Raw genomic sequence first — 20,737 nt, forward strand, 5'->3', positions numbered from 1 at the left:
CTGTAAGACGGAGGCGGCAAGGCCACCTCCTTGCATGTGATCAGATTCTGAGCTCCGTCTGCGCATCAAAGAGCGATGCGAGAGACATGTCAAAGCCGAGCTTTACGGCCGAACCGGGGCCAAAGCGCCTGGCGCCGTTCACGCGAACCGACATCGTATGGCCGGCATGCTTCAGCCACAGAAGGTTGTCGGCACCCATCGGCTCCTCGATATCGACGGTGGCATCGTGGATCTCGGCGCCGGCCGCGGCCTCTTCATTGACCTTGATGTGCTCGGGACGGATGCCCAGCACGACCTTGCGGCCAGTCTGCAACGCCTCGCCGGCCTTATAGCCATCGAGAGAAAACAGCACGTCATTGGTCGCGAACACAACCTTGCCTTCGCGATTGACCAGCTCGCCCTTGAGGAAGTTCATCGATGGCGATCCGATGAAACCGGCCACGAAGAGATTGCGCGGTTCATTATAGATCGTCGTGGGATCATCGAGCTGCATGATGACGCCGTTCTTCATGATCGCGATGCGGTCGGCGAGCGTCAGCGCCTCGATCTGGTCATGGGTGACATAGATCATCGTGTTCTTCAGCGACTGATGCAGCCGCTTGATTTCGACGCGCAGCTCCGAACGCAGCTTGGCATCGAGGTTCGACAGCGGCTCGTCGAAAAGGAAGACGTCGACATCGCGCACCAGGGCCCGGCCGATCGCGACGCGCTGACGCTGGCCGCCCGAAAGCTCGGCCGGCTTGCGCTTCAATAGCGGCTGGATCTGAAGGATCTCGGCGGCACGCGCGATGCGCTTATTGATCTCATCCTGCGGCACCTTGGCAACGCGCAGGCCGAAGGACAGGTTCTTTTCGACCGTCATCTGCGGATAGAGGGCATAGGACTGGAACACCATGCCGATGCCACGATCCTTCGGCTCTTCCCAGGTGACGTTCTTGTTCTTGATGAATATCTGCCCCTCGGTGATGTCGAGCAGGCCGGCGATGCAATTGAGCAAGGTCGACTTGCCACAGCCCGACGACCCCAGGAGCACCAGGAATTCGCCGTCATTGATCTCGAGATTGAGGTTCTTCAGAACGGTGACCGAGCCGAAATCGAGCGACAGGTCTTTGATGGAAACGCTGCTGTTCATGGATCACCCCTTCACTGCGCCGGCGGCGATGCCCCGAACGAAAAGCCGTCCGGAGACGAAATAGACGATAAGTGGAACCAGACCCGTCAGGATCGTTGCCGCCATGTTGACGTTGTATTCCTTCACGCCCTGGACGGAATTGACGATATTGTTGAGCTGGACGGTCATCGGATAATATTCCGGCCTGGTGAAGACGACGCCGAACAGGAAGTCGTTCCAGATACCCGTAATCTGCAGGATCATGGCGACGACAAAGATCGGCAGCGACATGGGCAGCATGATGCGCAGGAAAATCTGCCAGAAGCCGGCGCCATCGATGCGCGCAGCCTTGAAGAGCTCCGCAGGAAGCGACGCGAAATAGTTGCGGAACAGCAAGGTCAGGATCGGCATGCCGAAGATGCTGTGCACCAGGATAAGACCGCTGAGCGTCCCGTAGATACCGATTTCGCGCAGCACGATGACGATCGGATAGATCATCACCTGATAGGGGATGAACGCGCCGATGATGAGGATCGAGAAGAAGAAATCCGCGCCCTTGAACCGCCAGTTGGCGAGCGCATAACCGTTGACCGAAGCAATCGCGATCGAAAGGATGGTGGACGGCACTGTGATGCGTACGGAATTCCAGAAGCCGCGGGAAAGACCGTCGCAATTGAGACCGGTGCAAGCCGTTGCCCAGGCTTTCACCCATGGTTCGAATGTGATCTCGAGCGGCGGCGAGAATATGTTGCCAAGCCGGATTTCCGGCATTCCCTTCAGGGAGGTGACGATCATCACATACAGCGGCAACAGGTAATAGGTCGCGGCAACGAAGAGCGTGCCGTAGAGCATGATGTTGCGGCCGGAAATCACCCGGCGCGGCTTGCGGCCGCTCGGTCCGGAGAGTGTCTTGTCCGTCAAGGCAGCACCGCCGTTCGCATTCTTGAGAGTAATGGTATCAGACACGTTTGCGCCCTCCGCCGAATTCCAGGTAAGCCCAGGGGATGACGACGATCGCCACAGTGACCAGCATCATGGTGGAAGCTGCAAATCCCTGACCGAGGTTCTGCGCCTGGAACATGTAATCGTAGACGTATTTTGCCGGGACTTCCGAAGCGATGCCGGGCCCGCCGCTCGTTTGCGCGACGACGAGGTCATAGACCTTGACGATACCGCTGGCGATGATGACCAGAGTAGTGATGAAGACGGGGCGCATCATCGGAATGATAACGAACAGATAGGTCTTCCACATGGGTATCCCATCCACACGCGCTGCTTTCCAGATGTCCTCGTCGATGCCGCGAAGGCCGGCGAGCATCAGGCACATCACCAGGCCCGTTCCCTGCCAGAGTGCAGCGATCAGCACGCCATAGATGACGATGCTTGGCGTATAGAGCGGATCGAAAGTAAAGGTCGTCCAACCGAGCGAACGCACCACGGACTGAATGCCGAATTCGGGGTTGAGCAGCCACTGCCATACGAGGCCGGTGACGATGAAAGAGAGGGCGAAAGGATAGAGGAAAATCGTACGGAACGTGTTTTCGAACCGGATCTTCTGGTCCATCAGCGCGGCCAGCACGAAGCCGATGACGAGACTGAATATCATGGAAAGAATGCCGTAAACGGCAAGGTTTTCGATGGACACGACCCAGCGCGGCGCTGCCCACAAACGATGGTATTGGTCCAGCCCGACAAAGCTGAGACGTGGCAGCAGCTTTGAATTGGTGAAGGAATACACCACGGTCCAGATTGTGCCGCCCAGGAAGATGACGACGGCCGTCAGGATCATTGGAATGGATGCAATCTTCGAATTGAGATTGCGCAGCAGTTGATTTGGCCGGCCGGCTTTCGCATGACCCGTCATTGTAGCTCCTTCTAAAGCGCTATTGCTTCGACGATCAGGAACTCTGGGATCATGGCCCGGCTCCTGTCGCTCTCTCCTCATTCACGGCCAACGTCACATCTCTATGGGTCGGTCGCCTGAGGCGCCGTAGCCGGCCGGGTCACAGAACGTGTCCCGGCCATGATACCGACCCGCAGCGCGAGGCCGGTATCACTACAGCGAGAAGATAGAGATCAATCAGCAGCGGTGATGATCTCGACGAAGCGCTTCTGGGCAGCTTCCGGCGTCATCGAAGGATTGGCGAAGAACTCGGAGAACAGATCCTCTTTCTGCTTCTGGCTGTCGGCAGAGAGAAGCTGGTCCGTACCCTGGATCACATTACCCTTCTGCAGGATCTCCAGGCCCTTCTTCATGCAGTCGTTGGCTGCTGCGAGGTCCACATCGCCGCGCACCGGCAGCGAACCCTTCTTCAGGTTGAAGGCAACCTGGGTCTTCGGATCGAGAAGCGTCTTGGCGAGAGCTTCCTGAGCCTTCGACTTGGCCTCATCCTTCAGCAGCGGGAAGTAGAATGCGTCGCCGCCTGTGGAGATGACTTCATTGACACCGAGACCCGGAAGGCAGGTATAGTCCGTGCCTGCCTTCTGGCCTGCCAAGGCGAACTCACCCTGCGCCCAGTCTCCCATGATCTGGCCGCCGGCCTTGCCGGTGATGACCAAATTCGTGGCCTGGTTCCAATCCTGAACGTTGGAGCCCTTCGACATCTTGCGGGCGTCGTCTGCAGCCTTGAAGACCTTGGCGATCTCCGGCCCAGCAGCTACTTTCGCATCCTTGTCCTTGAACACTTTCTCGAAGGTATCCTTGCCGGCGATGGCGACCATCAGGACGTCGAAGGCGCCTGCCGCCTGCCATGGCTGACCGCCGACAGCGAGCGGAACGATGCCTGCCTTCTCCAGCGCAGGAGCGGCGGCAACGAACTCGTCCCAGTTCTTTGGAACCGCGACGCCGGCCTTCTTGAAGGCTGCATTCGAAAGCCAGAGCCACTGCCAGGAATGAATATTGACCGGTGCGCAATAGATCTTGCCGTCGATCGTGCAGGAATCGAGCAAGCTGGATGGACGAACGATATCCTTCCAGTGCTCCTGCGTCGCGACATCGGTCAGGTCGCGCATGAGGCCCGCCTGCACCAGTTCCTCGGCCTGACGTCCGTGGTTGAATTGAGTGGCGCCCATCGGATCACCGCCGGTGATACGGCTGATCATGATCGGACGCGCAGTACCGCCGGAGCCGGCGATCGCGCCATCGACCCAATGATTGCCAGTTGCGTCGAAAGCCTTTGCCAACTCGGCCACGGCGGCTGCTTCACCGCCCGAAGTCCACCAATGGGTTACCTCCAGGTCGGTCGCCTTGGCCGCACCAAGTGGCAATACGACGGAAGCAGCCAGCGCAGCAGCTATCAAACGAATATTCATGAGTTCTCCTCCCTCACTGAAACGTTGCCGGAAAAACGTAGTCGAATCATTTTCGCTGCGCAACCGCCAACTCGAGATTTTTTCGATAATGGGCGATTATACAACCTGTGGCTAAATTTCCGTCTACAAAATTAGGCCGAACGCATTGACTTTTCAACAGGCAGACTCAAGGACCTTTCCGCGTAACTAACTGATTATAAAGCACTATAATTGTAGGAATCTGTAACCACCCCCTCGTCCTACGCTACGAATGAAACCCGATCCGTTCGCAGGTTCGAATACAACCGCTGGAAATATTATCGAAGGACGCATCCAAAATAGTGCTCGACATTCGTACTGTATCGTTACAGTTTCTATTCAGAGCGAGGAGGCGCCGCGTTTCGCCCGTGCTTGCGATGCAGGCCTGGGCAATATAAGCGGATTGGCCGCGGGAGGCGGCCGGGAGGCGGGCTTGAACGGAATGGACAATAAGAGAACTTCAGGCGGCAGCACGCAGTCTGGGCCGGAGCGGCCAACACTGAAAACGATCGCCTTCATGACGGGGCTTGGAATTACCACTGTTTCACGCGCGCTGAAGGATGCTCCCGATATCGGTGCCGAGACCAAGGAACGCGTGCGCATGGTCGCCCGCCAACTGGGTTATCAGCCGAACCGGGCCGGCGTGCGCCTCAGAACGGGCAAGACCAATGTCATCGCGCTGGTGCTGAGCATCGACGAAGAAATCATGGGCTTTACCAGCCACATGGTCTTCGGCATTTCCGAGGTCCTTGCCGGCACGCAATATCACCTGGTCATCACGCCGCACTCGCATAGCAAGGATCCGCTGGTGCCGGTGCGCTACATCCTCGACACCGGCTCCGCCGATGGTGTCATCATATCACGTACTGAACCGGATGATCCGCGTGTCGAGCTGATGCATGATCGCAACATGCCGTTCGCCACGCACGGGCGGACGGATATGGGTATCATCCATCCCTTCCATGACTTCGACAACGAGGCCTTCGCGCACGAGGCCGTCCGTGCGTTGGTTGCAAGAGGGCGGCGTCGCCTGGCCCTGCTGCAGCCCTCAAGCAAGCTCACCTACTATTCGCATACCCGCATCGGCTTCCAGACGGGCCTGCATCAATATGGTGCCGAGGAGATTCCGCTCAGGATAACCACCGACAATGCGCTTGCCGATATCAAGGACGCGACCGAAGCACTGATGCGCTCTCCGCATGCGCCCGATGGGATCATCTGCTCCAGCAGCGGCGGCGCCATCGCCGTCAATGCCGGCATCGAGGCAGCAGGCTTTCGTCTCGGCCGCGACATCGACATGGTCTCCAAGCAATCGGCCGATGTCCTGAGCTGGATCAGGCCCGAGATCATCACGGTATCGGAAGATTTCCGCCACGCCGGCCGGGAACTCGCCAAGGCTGTCATCGCCCGTATCGACGGGGTGGAGCCGGAGCTGCTGCAAAGCATCAGCCCGCCCGTCTGGCCGAAGAACTGATAGCGAAAAGCCCGCCGGATTTTTCCAGCGGGCCTCTTCATTTCAGATCTTGCAGTTTCTTTTAGCCGTTGGCGCCGCTGCCCCAAGGGCCGTGATGGATATCCTTGCCGTCGACACGGTCGAAACCGTGCGCACCGAAAAAGTCGCGCTGGGCCTGGATGAGGTTGGCGGTGCCGCGAGCCTGGCGATAGGCGTCGAAATAGGTCAGCGCCGAAGCAAGGGCCGGAACAGGAAGGCCGGCAGCGGTCGCAGCCGAAACGATGCGGCGCAGCGACGGGATCGATTCCTTGACCATCTCGGCAAAGGCCGGCGTGACGATCAGGTTCGCCGCATCCGGGGTCTTGGTGAAGGCGCTGGTGATTTCGTCGAGGAACTGCGAACGGATGATGCAGCCGGCGCGCCAGATCTTGGCGATCACAGGCATAGGCAGCGACCAGTTGAATTCCTTCGAGGCCTCCGCCATGACGGCAAAGCCCTGTGCATAGGCGCCGATCTTGGCTGCAAACAGCGCAAGCTCGAGGTCCTTCAGCAGGTCCGGACCAAAGCTGATCGGGAATTTGTAATCCGGCGTGCCGAAGATCTTCTCGGCAGCTTCGCGCTGGCTCTTGATCGCGGACAGGCTGCGGGCCGCAACGGCCGCCTCGATCGCGGTCGCGGGAATGCCCATGTTCTGCGCTTCGATGGCAGACCACTTGCCGGTGCCCTTCTGGCCGGCTTTGTCGAGAATGACATCTGGCATGGCACTGCCGGTCGCTGGGTCCTTGGCGGCCAGAACCTTCTCGGTGATCTCGATCAGGTAGGAATTCAGGCGGCCCTTGTTCCAGTCGCCGAAGATCGAGCTGATTTCAGCGGCGTTCTTGCCGAGGCCGTCACGCAGAATGCCGTAGATTTCGGCGATCATCTGCATGTCGGCATATTCGATGCCGTTGTGGATGGTCTTGACGAAATGTCCGGCGCCGTCATTGCCGAGCCATGCGACGCATGGATCGTCATTGTACTTGGCAGCAATCGACGTCAGCACCTTCTCGACGCGCTTGTAGGAATCCTCCGTGCCGCCGACCATGATGGAGGGGCCATGACGCGCACCTTCCTCGCCGCCGGATACGCCCATGCCGATGAAGGTCAGGCCGGTATCTTTCAGGCGATCGAAACGGGCGATCGTATCGCGGAAATTGGCATTGCCGGCGTCGATCATGATATCGCCCTTGTCCAGATGCGGCTGCAGCGCCGCCATCTGCTGGTCGACCGGCTCGCCGGCCTTGATCATGATGATGATCGGCCGCGGCGGACGGATTGCCTCGACGAATTCCTCGATCGTCTTGCAGGGAATGATCTTGTCCTTGAGCGCGCCCGCATTCGCGTAGAATTCATCCGTTACCTGCGGCGTGCGGTTGAACACGGCGATTTTATTGCCTTTTTCGGCAATGTTGAGCGCCAGATTCGATCCCATTACCGCGAGACCGATCAGCCCGATTTCTGCCTTTTCCACGACAATCCTCCAATGAGTCTTTGACTGCGCCCGGCCCTATCCTGAAGACGCATCAACATCCGATATGACGCAATGCCCTCGACGTGACCTGCGACAGCCCTACGTTCGGCGTTGTTGTTGCACTCCGGACGGAAAACGGCAAGCCTTCGCAAGCCATGAATCGTCCCCTTTGCAGGACTGTGCAAGAATGTTGCTGGATTCGTGATTTATCCATTTCCCGAAGCTGCAATGACCGATCGTCAGCCCATGAGGGATATAGAGGAGGAAGACACCATGTCGACCATGAGTGCGAAGATCGTGCATATCTCCATCGATCGCAACTGGAAGGAAGTCTACGGCTATGCCAGCCGTCCGGAAAACATGCCTTTCTGGGCCTCGGGCCTGGCATCGGGATTGACGCAGGATGGAGACGATTGGATCGCGGAAGGGACGCTCGGTACTGTCCGCGTGCACTTCTCGCCCCGCAACGATTTCGGCGTCATCGACCATCGGGTGACGCTCGAATCCGGCCTGCAGGTGCACAATTCCCTGCGCGTCGTACCGAATGGCGGTGGCTGCGAGGTCATGTTCACCCTGCTCCGGCTGCCCGGCATGACCGAAGACCAGTTTGCAGCCGATGCCGCGCACATAATGAGGGATCTGAAGACGTTGAAAGAGCTTATGGAGCGCTGAAGCAATTCCAGGAAAAGTGCGCAGCGGTTTTCCGTCCGGAATTGCGTAAAGCCCTGGACTTGCAAAAACGGAAGGATAGAGCAGCTCGGATATCCCGCGAAGAACTGAACTGCTCCGGGCGCCCTTACAGCGAACGCAACGTCCAATCGACGAGCTCGCCGGCCACGCCTGCAAACGCTGCATCGAGCGCGCGGACGAAATCTGGATTGCTGCCACCGCTGACCGGCACGACCTTGCGGAAGACATTCTGTGCCTTCACCGTACCGGTGCGGTCGTTCAGGATCTTTTCCGAGATTTCGACCGTCGCCGTCTTATGGCCGCCGGAGGCGTTGATCTCGAAGGAGCGGATGTCGGTGACGATCTGATAGTCGATCGCAAGGCCCTGCCCCGGTACGCCGACGCCGCCGAGCTTTCCGGTATTCTCGAAGGCCTCCACCAGCTTCGACTGCACCATCTTGCTCAGCTTGTCGCTCCATTGCGACTTTCCGAGATACTGGATTTCCGAAGGCGAGACGCGGATGACGATCTGGTTGCTGTCCAGTGCCTGCAGCGCCGTCGGCGGCGGGATGAGGATCTGGCGGTTCTTGACCGAGGGCCCGTTTGCCTTCACCGACGCGGAAAGATCGTAGGTGTCATTATTCGAGGCGGTTCCACAGCCTCCGAGCAGGGCTGCGAGCACCGGCAATACGATCACAGCTTTCCACACCTGATGACGCTCACTCGACACGCAACCGACCATATTCCGCTTATCCCCTGGAAATCAGATATCGCTATTCATCAATGCCGCGCGCGGCCATCATATGTCTTGACCGTATCGCCGCCGAAGATCAGTCGCTGCGGATTGCGGTCGAAATTTGTGATTGTAGTATTCAGATTGTCAACCGTGCCCCGCATGTCGTTGATCAGAGTCTGTGCGTCGCGCAGGCCACCGCTTGAGAACTTCTGCAGGTTGTCGGCGATCGGCCCGATGCGGGAGTTGAGATTGTCAGCCGTCTTCTTGAAGGATTCGAGCGTCTCCCTGGCCTGGACAAACAGCGACTGGGTACTGTCGTTACCGAGCAGGGAATCGACCTTCGTCAGAATGCCGTCGACCTTGCCGGATGCCGTATTGAGCTTGGTGGAGATATCGCGGGCATTGGCAATCGTCTGATCGATATCCCGCTGATGGGAAGCAACGGAGCTGGCGACATCGCGGATAGAGGCGATGGCTGCGCGCGCCTGCTTCGTCACCTCGGCAACGTCATCGACCGATCCCTTGACCTTTGCCGGATCGATCGATGCAATGATCTGGTCGACGCGCTCAAGCGTCTTCTGCGCCTTCTGGCCGAAAGCATTGTAGGTGTCGGCCGTCTCCTTGAAACTGGCAACGGTCGCCTTCAGATCGGTCGTGGCATCCGCCACGTTCGCCGTGATCTTGTCGGCATTGGCAATGACGTCGTTAACCTTCTGGGCATCGACTGCACGCACCAGCTTCTCGATCGCATCCAGTGTCGAGTCGACGCGGACCGAGACAGTCCTGAAGGTATCGGACAATTGTCCGACGCTTGCCAGGAACTTATCGATATTGTCGGAATTGTCGGCAATGGCCTTGGAGAATTTCTGCGCGTTGCGCACCGTGTCGGTCAAAGGTCCGCGCGAATCCGAAACGAAGCCCTGGATGTCGCCGATCGTGTCATTGGCACGGTTGAGGATCTTGTCGGCCGTCGTCAGCAGGTTCGTCACGCTCGACTGATCGGCGAGCAGCACCGCGCGCTTGCCGGTATCGACCGAACGCTTCAGGATGTTCTCGTCGCCGTTGCGCCCGCCGGAGAGCTCGATATAGGCAGCACCCGTCAGACCCTGAATTTCCAGGATAGCCTTGGTCGAGGTATAGACCGGCGCATCGGCGCGTACCTGGGTGAAGGCCAGAGAATAATTGGGATCGTCGGCGTCAATCGACAGCCCCTGCACCGAGCCGACCTGAATGCCGTTGAAGCGGACCGGCGAACCGACGCTCAAGCCGTTTGCCGAGCCGGGAATGCGCACCACGAGCTCGACCATCGGGCCGCCGCGGCCGTACTCGGCCATCCAGTAGACGAAACCGAAGGCAGCCGCGATAACCAGCAGCGTGAAGAATCCGACGATCGTATAATTCGCTTTGGTTTCCATTGTCTCCAGTCACTTCTCGCGGCCGTTGGCGACTGCGCCCTTGTCGTCGTTGTGCCCCCTGATGTCTTCCCGCGGCACGATCGAACGTGCGCGCTTGCCCCTGAAGTATGATTGCACCCAGGGGTCATCACAGGCGAGCATGTCCTCAACCGTACCTTCCACCAATACCCGCTTCTGTCCCAGGACAGCAATACGGTCGCAGACGGAAAACAGGCTGTCGAGGTCGTGAGTCACCATATAAACGGTCAGACCGAGCGTGTCGCGCAGCCTGGCAATCAGCTCGTCGAATTCGCTGGCACCGATCGGATCGAGGCCGGATGTCGGCTCATCGAGGAAAACGAGGTCCGGATCGAGCGCCAGGGCTCTCGCCAGCGCTGCGCGCTTGATCATACCGCCGGAAAGCTCGGAAGGATATTTGTCGGCGGCATCCGCGGCGAGACCCACCATCCGGATCTTCATCAGCGCCAGTTCGTCCATCATCTCCTGCGGCAGGTCCAGATATTCCCGCATCGGCACCTGAATGTTTTCCTTTACCGTCAGGGACGAGAACAGCGCACCCTGCTGGAAAAGGACGCCGAGCCGCATGTCCAGCTGGTTTCGTTCCGGCTCGGAGAGCGTGTCATAGTCCTCGCCGAGGATCTCGATCTTGCCCGAGCGCCGCGGCAACAGCCGCAGCACCGTGCGCAGCAGCACCGACTTGCCCGCGCCTGAAGCCCCGACGAAACCAAGGATCTCACCGCGATAGATATTCAGGTTCAATTTATCCAGGACGACTTTCGATCCGAAAGCGACGGTGACATCCCGCGCCGACAGCACGATATCGCGGCCATGCTCATCTTTCTGCAGCGGAATGTCCGAGTGAAGCGCGCTCATCCCTGCCATTCCTCAGAAGTCGATTGCTGCGTAGAACATGGCAAAGAGCCCGTCCATCAGGATGACGACGAAGATCGACTTCACCACGGACGAGGTCACATGCTGGCCAAGCGATTCGGCGCTGCCTCCGACCTTCAATCCCTCCACCGCCGCGACGATGCCGATGACAAGCGCCATGAACGGCGCCTTGATCATGCCCGAAATGACCGTCGACAGGCTGATGGCCTCGTGCAGGCGCGAGATGAAGGTCGCAAAAGTGATGCCGGAATAGGCCCAGGCGACCATCGCGGCGCCAAAAAGCGAAGCGAAGTTGGCAATGACCGTCAGCAAGGGCAAGGCCACGGTCAGCGCCACCAGCCGCGGGAAAATCAGCACGCCGATAGGGTTCAAACCCATGACCTTCAGCGCGTCGACTTCCTCCCGCATCTTCATCGAGCCGATTTCCGCGGTGATCGCGCTGCCGGAACGGCCGGCGATCATGATCGCGGTCAAAAGCACGCCGATTTCGCGCAATTGCAGGATGCCGACCAGATCGACGACGAAGACTTCGGCGCCGAAATAGCGCAGCTGGAAAGCGCCCTGCTGCGCGATGATGGCGCCGATCAAAGATGACATCAGCAGAATGATCGGAACAGCGCGCACCGCCATGTGATCGATCTGATTGACGATCGAGGCCGGCGAAACGCCGCTGCCGCGCCCGAATTTGAGCTGCGCGCCGCGCACGGCCGAACCCAATATATACATGGCGGCGATAAGATTGCCCCAGATCTCATAGACGCTCTTGCCGATGGGCGCGAGAATCCGCTCCGCCAAGGATGTCTTCGGTTTCGGCTCTCCGGTTTCCGCGTCGGGATCTTCATCGAATGCCGTCAACAATTCGTCGATATGCGGATTGGAGCCTTCGATGGTGACGTGGGCTTTATGTGCTTCCTGGCTTTCCTTGAGCCGGCGGATCAGCAGCGCACCCGCCGTATCGACATCCGAAAGACCGGAAACGTCGATCACGACCTCGCCGCCGGAACTGCGCTTCGACAGCTGCTCGATCTGCCGCAGTACGCCATGCACATTGGCGCTGCGCCAATTGCCTTCCAGCCGATAGCGATGACCCGCACCCTCGGGCGCATCGTCGATTCTCGGTGCATCGGACTTTTGTTCGGCCGCTTTCAAATTCACGCGTCTTTCAAATCTGGCACAACATGCGCCGACTCAGAGAGCCTGCATGGTCGATGTTTAATACACCGACTAGGCAGGGAATTTCCATCTCGCGCCGGCGCCAACATATGTCACGGCTTTTTGATATCCAAATGAATTTGTTGCACCGCGTTAGGACACGCCGTGAGCGCCTCCGCCTATCGCCGTCTTTCGGGTCTGCAGCCCATAGGCGAAAATGACCATGCCCAGGCCGAAAGCGGCAATGCCGGCCATGACATAATAGCTTTCAATGTCCAGCCACGCGTAGAGATAGCCGGACGCCAGCGTCATCAGGCCGAGGAACATACCGTTATAGAAATAATAAGCGCCCTGAGCCGATGACTCCTGCGTTTCATGGACCGAGGCGACGATGCGTCGCTGAATGCCGGTATGAACGCAGGCATAGGTGCAGGAATGGAAGCACTGCAGCACGAAATAGCCCAGGAAACCGAAATTCATCGGAAACAGAATCCAGCGCAGGATGCACATGGTCGAGCCAAAAAAGATCAGCGTCCACGCGCTGAACCGCCGGCTTAGCTTTTTCGAAAGGAAGAAGACCATCACCTCCGCCGCAACGCCGATACTCCAGAGAACGGCGATCTCCGCACCGGAAAAGCCTAGCTTGCGCCAATAGATCGACGCGAAGGTGTAAAGCATCGCATGGCTCGACTGCTGTATCGATACCCCGATCATGGTGACAAGCAAATGTGGGGAACGCAGGTTTCCGATTGGCGGTTGCAGATTGATCGGCTGGTTGCGGCGGCGCGTCGGCCCGATGCGCGGAGCAAACAGGCCCATCAGAGTCGTCAGGATGAAACCTGCCACCATGACAGGCAATACGGTCGCTCCGCCCCACATGCCGATCAGTTGACCGCCGAGAAGAGTCGACACGATGAATGTGATCGAGCCCCACACGCGCATGGAGCCGTAATCGAAGCCCCAGCGGCGCACCCCCGACATGGCGATCGATTCCACCACCGGCACGTATGGCGCATAGGTTGCGCCCTGGATGCCATAGACCAGGAGCACCGGCCAGAAGTCGCTGGTCCAGTAGAGCGCGATCGCCGTCAGGAGCGACAGGGCGCCGGACCACAGCAACACATCGGCACGTTCCGTCATATGATCGGCAAGCACGGCGATGACAGGCGTCACCAGCACGCGCACGACCATGGGGATCGCGATCACGAGACCGATCTCGTGGTCGCTGAAATTCAGCCCCGCCAGCCAGACGGGAAAGAACGGCAGGGCGATTCCGTTCACGAATAATGGCGCGCAATAGGACAAGGCGGTGCGCAGGCGGAAATATGGGGGCGCACCCTCGCCCTGGAAGGATTTGATCGCGGGAATCATGACAGACCTGAAGGGGAACTGATTTGTCCCTATCATGCTATCGAGAGTACGACTATGGCGAGAAATGGCCAAAATCGTAACGTTTCGGATAAATCCGAAGCTTTGGCGGTTCCGCGACGATCAATAATTATGACAGGCCATTATCAAGCCCGTGAAAAGATGTGGATCAGGCCGCCTGGGCACCGAGCGACTGTGGCATTTCCTCGACTGGCGAACCGACCGGCTGCGTATCGAGAATGCTTCGCCAGGTGATGAGTTCGAACGTGCCGTCCTCATGCTCCGCGATCGCCGTGCAGCTTTCCACCCAGTCGCCGGTATTGATATAGCGCACGCCGTCGAGATCCTCGATGACGGCATGGTGGATGTGACCGCAGATGACGCCATCGGCATCGTTGCGCTTGGCTTCCTCGGCGACGACACGCTGGAACTCGCCGATGAAGTTGACGGCATGCTTGACCTGCAGCTTCGCCCAGGCCGAGAACGACCAATAAGGCATGTTCAGGCGACGGCGGACTGCGGCAAGACCGACATTGATCAGGATGGCCATGTCATAGGCCCAGTCGCCGAGATAGGCGAGCAGGCGGGCGTTGCGCACGACGACGTCGAATTCGTCGCCATGCAGGATGAGATACTTCTTGCCATCGGCCGTTTCATGCATGGCGCGCTGCGCCACCTCGATGCCGCCGAAATGCATGCCCGGGAAATCACGCAGGAATTCGTCGTGATTGCCGGGAATGTAGACGATCCGCGTGCCCTTGCGCGCCTTGCGCAGGAGCTTTTGCACGACATCGTTACAATCCTGCGGCCAGTACCAGTTGCGCTTGAGGCGCCAGCCGTCGACGATGTCGCCGACCAGGAAGATGGTATCGGCCTCGTGGTGACGGAGGAAGTCGAGCAGGTAGTCCGCCTTGGCGGCCTTCGAGCCCAGGTGCACGTCAGAAATGAACAGCGTTCGGAATCGCCGGGTGTCCATGTTTTCATTCACGAACTTTAACGTCCGTGCCCTATCTACCTTGGCTATTCCAAAACCAGACTCGTGTTTCAGGAAGATGACAAACCCTGTGTCTGCCGCCTAATCGAGACGGATCAGCCGCGTTTGGCCGTGATTGCAAGGTCTGGACGGTCGCTTGTAAAGCTGGCGACACCAAGGCGAAACATGGCGCGCGCCGCCTCCTCGGTATGTGCGGCCCATCCATGTACCTTCATGCCGCCCTTGCGGAAAAACTCCACGATCTCTGCATCCAGCGCATCGGCGCGGATTGCGATCTCCCGCACTCCAGAGCTGCGCAGAGCCGCCATGATCCCATTCCAGCCCAGCTGTGCGGCAGCCTGGAGCGAACAGAGGAAGATGAAGCCGAGCAGTTCGCCGACATTCCAGCCACGTTCATCAAGCGCCACGGCAAAGGCCTCCAGGCGCGGCAAAGCGAAACTCGTCACCATGGTGCGCGTCAGCATGCCCGTCACTCGCAGCTCATCGACAATTCGGGCTTCCATGCCCTCATAGGGCGAACCATCGGCCTTGGTCTTGATCTCCAGCCGGAGGTCGACGGCGGACGGTCCGAAGATCTCGATGGTTTCCATCAGCGTCGGGATGGTTTCGCCGCCACTTCCGATCACGATATGGCGCATCAGCTTCGCATAGCTGAAATCGGCAATCGCACCCTTACCGTCCGTCATCCGGTCGATCAGCGCGTCGTGGTGAACGACGAGCTTGCCGTCCCGGGTCTGATGGACGTCGAATTCGACGAGATCGATGTCGAGCTTGGCGGTCTCCGAAAAGGCGAGCCTGGTGTTTTCGGGCCACAGATGGGCACCACCGCGATGGGAAGCAATCAAAGTCATGAGAAAATCTCCGCGTGAGAACGTCATAGGCCGCGGTAGTGAACTCCTGATGACGCGGCTGCCGTGGCGCGACCTGCGGCAATCCGTGCTTTGCCACGACAAAAACGCGCGGGAGCATCAATTGCATACTGTGAAGGCGAAGCGATTGATGTATGGAGGGGCTCTAGCGCAGGCAGGAAATGGAGACGCGAGTTGGATACGAACGACACTTCGAAAGCAGCCAAGAACATGCCGAGCGGCAATTTCGACGATCAGGCGCTTTATTTCCATCGCTATCCCCGCCCCGGCAAGCTTGAAATTCAAGCCACAAAGCCGCTGGGTAATCAGCGCGATCTGGCGCTTGCCTATTCTCCCGGCGTCGCCGCCCCCTGCATCGCCATCCGCGACAATCCCGAGATGGCTGCCGACTATACGTCCCGCGCCAATCTCGTGGCCGTGGTCTCGAACGGCTCCGCAGTGCTCGGTCTCGGCAATATCGGCCCGCTCGCGTCCAAGCCGGTCATGGAAGGCAAGGCCGTCCTCTTCAAGAAATTCGCCGGCATCGACGTCTTCGACATCGAAATCGCAGCGCCGACGGTCGATGAGATGGTCAATACCGTTTCGGCGCTCGAGCCGACCTTCGGCGGCATCAATCTCGAAGACATCAAGGCGCCTGAATGCTTCGACGTCGAGCGCCGTTTGCGCGAGAAGATGGAAATCCCGGTTTTCCACGACGATCAGCACGGCACGGCCATCATCGTCGCCGCCGCCATCCTCAACGGACTGGAACTGGCCGGCAAGAAGATCGAAGAGGTCAAGATCGTCGCCTCAGGCGCAGGTGCCGCGGCCCTCGCCTGCCTCAACCTGCTCGTCATTCTCGGCGCCAAACGCGAAAACATCTGGGTCCACGACATCGAGGGCCTGGTCTACAAGGACCGCAACGTCCTGATGGACGAGTGGAAGTCCGTTTACGCCCAGGACAGCGACAAGCGTGTGCTGGCCGAATCCATCCCAGGCGCCGACGTCTTCCTTGGCCTGTCGGCAGCCGGCGTGCTGAAGCCTGAACTCCTGGCGCAGATGGCCGAAAAGCCGCTGATCATGGCGCTCGCCAACCCGACGCCGGAAATCATGCCGGATCTCGCCCGCGCCGCCCGACCCGACGCGATGATCTGCACCGGCCGCTCGGATTTCCCGAACCAGGTCAACAACGTCCTCTGCTTCCCCTATATCTTCCGCGGCGCGCTCGATTGCGGGGCCAAGACGATCAACGAAGAGATGAAGATGGCGGCCGTGCGCGCCATCGCCGCGCTTGCCCGCGAAGAGCCTTCCGATGTTGCCGCGCGCGCTTATTCCGGCGAAACGCCGGTCTTCGGACCCAACTACCTGATCCCCTCGCCCTTCGATCCACGCCTGATCCTGCGCATCGCGCCGGCCGTGGCGAAGGCCGCCGCCGACAGTGGCGTGGCACTGCGTCCAATCACCGATTTCGACGCCTATATGGACGAACTCAACCGCTTCGTCTTCCGCTCAGGCTTCGTCATGAAGCCGATCTTCGCCGCTGCGAAGGTTGCCGAGCGCAAGCGCGTCGTATTCTCCGAAGGTGAAGACGAGCGGGTGCTGCGCGCAGCCCAGGTCCTGCTGGAGGAAGGCACTGCCGTCCCGATCCTCATTGGCCGCCCGTCGGTCATCGAAACCCGACTGAAGCGCTACGGCCTGAAGATCCGTCCACATACCGATTTTGCCGTCATCAATCCGGAAGACGATCCGCGCTTCCGCGAATATGTCGATCTCTATTTCTCGCTCGTCGGCCGCGCCGGCGTCATCCCCGAGGCTGCACGCACGATCGTTCGCACCAACGCGACGGTGATCGGCGCGCTTGCCCTGAAGCGCGGCGAAGCCGACGCGCTGATCTGCGGCCTGGAAGGCCGTTATGAGCGCCATCTGCGCATCGTCCGGCAGATCATCGGCAAGCGGCCTGACGTTCGGGATTTTTCGGCACTGAGCCTGCTCATCTCGCAGCGCGGCGCTACCTTCTACACCGATACCTATGTGACGTTTAATCCGACCGCCGAGGAAATCGCGGAATCGGCCATCCTGGCAGCGGAAGAAATCAAGCGTTTCGGCATAGAGCCGCGTGCCGCTCTCGTTTCGCATTCCAACTTCGGCTCGCGGGAATCGGAAAGCGCCACCAAGATGCGCGATGCGCTGGCGCTCGTTCGCGCGGCCGCGCCGGAACTGGAAGTCGACGGCGAAATGCATGGCGACAGCGCCATCTCCGAAAGCCTGCGCCGCCACGTCATGCCGGACAGCACGCTTTCCGGCGAGGCCAATCTGCTCGTTTTCCCGAACCTCGATGCCGCCAATATCACGCTCGGAGTGGTCAAGACCATGACCGACGGCCTGCATGTCGGCCCGATCCTGCTCGGCACCGCGCTTCCGGCCCACATTCTCTCTCCGTCGGTCACCTCCCGCGGCGTGGTCAACATGGCGGCTCTGGCCGTGGTCGAGGCATCCCAGCTCGTCTAACGCCAGATGCTCCAGGTAAGAATTCTCGCAGCCGTCATCGGGCGGCTGCGAGCTATAATTTCATGAAAATCCTCTCGAAATCCATGCGTTTTCATGGATACGTTGTTAAGCTACACCATGTAATCTTCAGCGACTTCAAACCGCTTTCGAGAGCAGAACCGTGAATCGCGGCACCCATCTAGTTTCCTTTGCCCTGCTATCCCTGCTGACGGCCACACCGAGCCTCGCACAGGTGAATTTCTGCGACGAATTGCGCGGCCGCTATACAGACATCGATGAAGTGATCGGCGCGAGCCAGGAAACACGCCAGCTCTCGCGCGCCATCGTGCAGCAGAATCTATTGATCCGCCGGACGATGAGCGATCTGCGTAGGCAAGGCTGCGTCGAGGATGATGACGCGCCATTCGGCGGGGAAAACAATCAGGGCGCCTGCGACGACATGCGAATGTCCTTGAATCAGATGCGGGATGATCTTGCGACGCTGATGGATCGACGCGAGGAAAGCGTCGGCCGCGTCGATGCCGTCGCCATGCAGCGCCGGCAGTTGTTGGATGCGATGCAGCGGAATGGCTGCAGCCTGCCGGCTTCGGCAACGCCGGATATCGTCATCGATACCCACACGAAGCTGGATGCCTACGCACCAAATCAGCAGTCCCTGGCGCAGCCCGACAGCTCCATCACCGTCATCGAAACGCCAAGGCTTCAGAAGGACTCCAGCCTGGAGCAGAAGCAGGCCCCCGCAGCAAAAGCGCCGATGGTGACACAAGCCGCGCCGCAGCAGTTTCCGCCGGACCGGCCCTACGACCCGTCCGAAAAAAAGGTCCGTCAGGTCGGGCCGCAATTTCTCGCGACCGACCAAGGCAGTATCGACCTGAAGCATCCGAAGGCAGCCGGCCCTCAGCCGGCGCAATAAGCAGCCGGGGCGTTTTGCATGGCCGCCCGCTTCATCTATTTATTGTCTGCCAATTCCGCGCTGACGTAACAGCGAGATAATCACGTCGTCTCCTTCTTCCTCCGCGAGATCGCGATAGGACCGTCCGGATGCGTCCCTGACCGACCGATCCGCACCATGCTCCAACAGGAAGCGCACGGCATCGGCGCGCCCGTTGACGATGGCAAAACCGAGAGGCGTCATCCAATCGCGGTCGAAAGGTTGGCCGCGAGGGTGGAGATCACCAAAGCGGAGATCTCTCACTTCGGGGTGTTTGGCGAGATGTTCGGCCAGCTGATCGAGTTGCCCAAAGGCAGCCGCCGCGAAGATATCGAGCGGATAGGTCTTCAGAAACTCGACCATGTCCAGCTTGCCATTGTAGTCCGCCCAGCCGATCGGCGGTGCGTGGAAATTGGGATCGCGAACAGTGGTATCGGCGCCATTCTCGATCAGCAACTTCGCCATCTCGATATGGCCATGCAGCGCCGCTTCATGCAGCGGCGTGCGGCTGGTCATCGCGTTGACGTCGAGACCTAAAGCCAGCATCCGGCGGACAGATTCAAGGTTGTTTTCGCCAGCAGCGTCGTGCAGCATGGCGGGGTGAGCCCTGTGCATTGCAGCGGCTATATCGAGATTGCGCCCGCCAGGCATCTGCTGGAAAACTTTCTTGATCTGCTCGGCGTCGATATCCTCGGCCTTTACTTGAATGTAGGCCCAATCCTCAGGCTTCAGGCGAACTGCCACAGCCCCCTTCTGCACGAGATATAGTACCAGCTCATTATCGCCGCCCAAGCGAGCCCATTCGTAAGGTGTTCGGCCGTTGACCGGCTTGTTGAAATCAGCACCATTTTCCACCAGCAGGCGCACCCGGTTACCCATGCGATGTTCCAGCGCCCATGCGAGCTGATAATCGAAAACGGTCTGCGAGTTCGCAACAAATCTGCCGTCCTCGCGCACCAGCCAATTGTTGGTATCCGTCGCCGACAAGCCGTATTCCAGCAGCAGCTTCAGGCACGTGTCATCGGGCTCGAATATGCGGTTGTAGAGCGCCTGGCTGTCATTGGCTTCGGCGCCTGCATCGAGCAAAAGCCGTGCGAAAGCCTCACAATCCGGATGCGGAGGCTGCCGATCCTTTCCCGCCTCGCCCTCGCCGAAGACGCCTGTCAACACAGTGAATCGGTACTGTCCGCCATCGAGGAAGAAAGCATTGACGTCAGCCCCGCGCCTGACCAATTCGCGGGCTGCCGGCAAGCTGGAACGACCCGGCACGCGGGCATAGGCGGCGCACATCAGCGGCGTTAGATCATGCGGCCCGCCCTTGCGATCGAGAAGCTGCGGCTGCCGATCGAGCCAGCGAGCTATGCCGTCGGCATCGCCGAGCGCGGCAGCGACATGGATACTGTCTCCAGCAATCTCAGGATTCGCTTCCAGGAGCTCCAGCGCCTCATCGAAGCGTGCGGGATCGACCGGTATATCGGCAAAATAGGAAACTGTTGCCAGCGACAGGAAGCGGTTGGCGAGCTGATCGGGCGAAACACGCTTTCGATCGCCATTCTCCAGATGCACCTTGAGTTTGGTCCAGCTCGAAAAGCCGAATTCGCGGGCAAGGATCATCTGAATGTCCTGGAGCCCGACGCTGGCTATGTCGGCAAAATAGGGTGCAACGCGGCCGCGTGCCGAAGCATCGCCGGCCTGTACGGCCTTGAGGAAAGACTTGGCCTGCTTTTTCAGGGAATCGAGAGTGGCTGTGCTCGCCAAAGAGCGCGTGGTCACGATAGACCTCCTTCCATTTACGTCCGGTATCCGCGCCCACAGACTGAA

Annotated in this window: 17 protein-coding genes; 4 read left to right on the forward strand and 13 right to left on the reverse strand. The window is 59.4% G+C overall.

The window, feature by feature from the left end; genetic code table 11:
* Positions 1-40: 40 nt before the first annotated feature.
* The 4 genes from FHT84_RS04540 to FHT84_RS04555 form a co-directional block, all read right to left on the reverse strand.
* Complete coding sequence (locus FHT84_RS04540; protein ID WP_169645080.1) at positions 41-1,132, reverse strand: ABC transporter ATP-binding protein; 1,092 nt, start codon at positions 1,130-1,132, stop codon at positions 41-43.
* Positions 1,133-1,135: 3 nt separating this feature from the next.
* A complete protein-coding gene (locus FHT84_RS04545; protein WP_245430230.1) occupies positions 1,136-2,065 on the reverse strand; it encodes a carbohydrate ABC transporter permease in 930 nt (309 codons plus the stop codon).
* Between the two features lie 4 nt (positions 2,066-2,069).
* On the reverse strand, positions 2,070-2,975 hold the full coding sequence (locus tag FHT84_RS04550) for a sugar ABC transporter permease (RefSeq protein ID WP_112339992.1): 906 nt from the start codon (positions 2,973-2,975) through the stop codon (positions 2,070-2,072).
* Between the two features lie 212 nt (positions 2,976-3,187).
* Entirely contained in the window at positions 3,188-4,423 is a 1,236-nt protein-coding gene (locus FHT84_RS04555; RefSeq protein ID WP_169645079.1) for an ABC transporter substrate-binding protein, read from the reverse strand.
* 460 nt (positions 4,424-4,883) lie between these two features.
* On the opposite strand from FHT84_RS04555, the gene FHT84_RS04560 reads away from it, so the two are divergent.
* The gene (locus FHT84_RS04560; RefSeq protein WP_169645078.1) at positions 4,884-5,915 is read left to right on the forward strand and encodes a LacI family transcriptional regulator; all 1,032 of its coding nucleotides are present in this window, start codon (positions 4,884-4,886) and stop codon (positions 5,913-5,915) included.
* A gap of 61 nt (positions 5,916-5,976) precedes the next feature.
* On the opposite strand, the gene gndA is transcribed toward FHT84_RS04560, so the two are convergent.
* A complete protein-coding gene (gndA, locus tag FHT84_RS04565; RefSeq protein WP_169645077.1) occupies positions 5,977-7,404 on the reverse strand; it encodes an NADP-dependent phosphogluconate dehydrogenase in 1,428 nt (475 codons plus the stop codon).
* Positions 7,405-7,677: 273 nt separating this feature from the next.
* On the opposite strand from gndA, the gene FHT84_RS04570 reads away from it, so the two are divergent.
* Positions 7,678-8,076, forward strand: coding sequence for an SRPBCC family protein (locus tag FHT84_RS04570; RefSeq protein ID WP_169645076.1), 399 nt, complete (start codon positions 7,678-7,680; stop codon positions 8,074-8,076).
* Positions 8,077-8,200: 124 nt separating this feature from the next.
* On the opposite strand, the gene FHT84_RS04575 is transcribed toward FHT84_RS04570, so the two are convergent.
* From FHT84_RS04575 to FHT84_RS04605, 7 genes are all read right to left on the reverse strand, one after another.
* Positions 8,201-8,815: an ABC-type transport auxiliary lipoprotein family protein gene (locus FHT84_RS04575; RefSeq protein WP_112339997.1), complete on the reverse strand. Its 615-nt coding sequence runs from the start codon at positions 8,813-8,815 to the stop codon at positions 8,201-8,203.
* A 38-nt stretch (positions 8,816-8,853) separates the two neighbouring features.
* Positions 8,854-10,224 (reverse strand): MlaD family protein, encoded by a 1,371-nt coding sequence (locus FHT84_RS04580; protein ID WP_112339998.1) that lies wholly within the window; start codon positions 10,222-10,224, stop codon positions 8,854-8,856.
* A 9-nt stretch (positions 10,225-10,233) separates the two neighbouring features.
* On the reverse strand, positions 10,234-11,097 hold the full coding sequence (locus FHT84_RS04585) for an ATP-binding cassette domain-containing protein (RefSeq protein ID WP_112339999.1): 864 nt from the start codon (positions 11,095-11,097) through the stop codon (positions 10,234-10,236).
* A 12-nt stretch (positions 11,098-11,109) separates the two neighbouring features.
* Complete coding sequence (locus FHT84_RS04590) at positions 11,110-12,270, reverse strand: MlaE family lipid ABC transporter permease subunit (RefSeq protein WP_112340000.1); 1,161 nt, start codon at positions 12,268-12,270, stop codon at positions 11,110-11,112.
* Positions 12,271-12,420: 150 nt separating this feature from the next.
* Complete coding sequence (locus FHT84_RS04595) at positions 12,421-13,638, reverse strand: MFS transporter (RefSeq protein ID WP_113251352.1); 1,218 nt, start codon at positions 13,636-13,638, stop codon at positions 12,421-12,423.
* A 166-nt stretch (positions 13,639-13,804) separates the two neighbouring features.
* On the reverse strand, positions 13,805-14,611 hold the full coding sequence (locus FHT84_RS04600) for a UDP-2,3-diacylglucosamine diphosphatase (protein ID WP_112340002.1): 807 nt from the start codon (positions 14,609-14,611) through the stop codon (positions 13,805-13,807).
* 113 nt (positions 14,612-14,724) lie between these two features.
* Entirely contained in the window at positions 14,725-15,480 is a 756-nt protein-coding gene (locus FHT84_RS04605) for a glycerophosphodiester phosphodiesterase family protein (RefSeq protein WP_169645075.1), read from the reverse strand.
* Positions 15,481-15,672: 192 nt separating this feature from the next.
* Here FHT84_RS04605 and FHT84_RS04610 point away from each other — a divergent pair, with 192 nt between their 5' ends.
* On the forward strand, positions 15,673-17,985 hold the full coding sequence (locus FHT84_RS04610; protein WP_162737060.1) for an NADP-dependent malic enzyme: 2,313 nt from the start codon (positions 15,673-15,675) through the stop codon (positions 17,983-17,985).
* Between the two features lie 160 nt (positions 17,986-18,145).
* Positions 18,146-18,898: a hypothetical protein gene (locus tag FHT84_RS04615; RefSeq protein ID WP_169645074.1), complete on the forward strand. Its 753-nt coding sequence runs from the start codon at positions 18,146-18,148 to the stop codon at positions 18,896-18,898.
* 39 nt (positions 18,899-18,937) lie between these two features.
* Here the strand turns inward: FHT84_RS04615 and FHT84_RS04620 are convergent, their stop codons facing one another.
* On the reverse strand, positions 18,938-20,689 hold the full coding sequence (locus tag FHT84_RS04620; RefSeq protein ID WP_169645073.1) for an ankyrin repeat domain-containing protein: 1,752 nt from the start codon (positions 20,687-20,689) through the stop codon (positions 18,938-18,940).
* Positions 20,690-20,737 lie beyond the last annotated feature (48 nt).

This window comes from Rhizobium sp. BK289, assembly GCF_014193575.1.
Taxonomy (GTDB): domain Bacteria; phylum Pseudomonadota; class Alphaproteobacteria; order Rhizobiales; family Rhizobiaceae; genus Rhizobium; species Rhizobium tropici_C.

Coding starts and splice junctions, on each gene's coding strand:
- FHT84_RS04540 (WP_169645080.1), bottom strand. CDS start 1,132: ATGAACAGCAGCGTTTCCATCAAAGACCTGTCGCTCGATTTCGGCTCG.
- FHT84_RS04550 (WP_112339992.1), bottom strand. CDS start 2,975: ATGACGGGTCATGCGAAAGCCGGCCGGCCAAATCAACTGCTGCGCAAT.
- FHT84_RS04555 (WP_169645079.1), bottom strand. CDS start 4,423: ATGAATATTCGTTTGATAGCTGCTGCGCTGGCTGCTTCCGTCGTATTG.
- FHT84_RS04560 (WP_169645078.1), top strand. CDS start 4,884: ATGGACAATAAGAGAACTTCAGGCGGCAGCACGCAGTCTGGGCCGGAG.
- FHT84_RS04570 (WP_169645076.1), top strand. CDS start 7,678: ATGTCGACCATGAGTGCGAAGATCGTGCATATCTCCATCGATCGCAAC.
- FHT84_RS04575 (WP_112339997.1), bottom strand. CDS start 8,815: ATGGTCGGTTGCGTGTCGAGTGAGCGTCATCAGGTGTGGAAAGCTGTG.
- FHT84_RS04580 (WP_112339998.1), bottom strand. CDS start 10,224: ATGGAAACCAAAGCGAATTATACGATCGTCGGATTCTTCACGCTGCTG.
- FHT84_RS04585 (WP_112339999.1), bottom strand. CDS start 11,097: ATGAGCGCGCTTCACTCGGACATTCCGCTGCAGAAAGATGAGCATGGC.
- FHT84_RS04595 (WP_113251352.1), bottom strand. CDS start 13,638: ATGATTCCCGCGATCAAATCCTTCCAGGGCGAGGGTGCGCCCCCATAT.
- FHT84_RS04600 (WP_112340002.1), bottom strand. CDS start 14,611: ATGGACACCCGGCGATTCCGAACGCTGTTCATTTCTGACGTGCACCTG.
- FHT84_RS04605 (WP_169645075.1), bottom strand. CDS start 15,480: ATGACTTTGATTGCTTCCCATCGCGGTGGTGCCCATCTGTGGCCCGAA.